The sequence below is a fragment of the Brevundimonas sp. genome, from assembly GCF_036963785.1.
In the GTDB taxonomy this organism is placed as follows: Bacteria; Pseudomonadota; Alphaproteobacteria; order Caulobacterales; family Caulobacteraceae; genus Brevundimonas.
Genome location: NZ_JBALUS010000021.1, coordinates 1 through 563, shown reverse-complemented (window position 1 = coordinate 563; position 563 = coordinate 1). Strand labels below are relative to the sequence as shown.

General features: G+C 65.5%; 1 protein-coding gene. It reads right to left on the bottom strand.

The features are described from left to right. On the bottom strand, nt 1–563 hold a 563-nt coding region (locus V7672_RS15260; RefSeq protein ID WP_442889595.1), incomplete at both ends, for an amidophosphoribosyltransferase.

The following is a 563-nucleotide window of genomic DNA, read 5'->3' as shown; positions in this document are numbered from 1 at the left end:
CTGGTCATGCCGGAATCCGGCACCGGCACCACGACATCGATATCGGCCGGGCATTCCTGGGCCAGGCGGGTACCCATGCGCTTGCGCGCTTCGTAGACCGAGCGCCCGGAAATCACCGAGTCGGGGCGCGCGAAATAAATATACTCGAACGCGCATGTCCGGGCAGGTTCGGCCGGGGCGTAGCGCCGGCTCTCAATTCCGTTATCGGACACGATCACCGCTTCGCCGGGCTCCACCTCGCGGATAAAGCGCGCGCCGATCATGTCCAGCGCGCAGGTCTCGCTGGCGAAGATCACGCCGTCATCGAGCTGGCCCATGACCAGCGGACGGATGCCCAGCGGGTCGCGCGCGCCGATCAGCTTGTCATTGGTGAGGGCGACCAGGGCAAATGCGCCCTCGATCTGGCGCAAAGCTTGGAGCAGGCGTTCGGCGGAGTTGGTTTTGCGCGAGCGCGCGGCGAGCTGAATGATGACCTCGGTATCCGAGGTCGACTGGAAGATGGCGCCCGAGGCGACTAGCTCCTCGCGCAGGGCGCGCGCATTGGTCAGATTGCCGTTATGGGC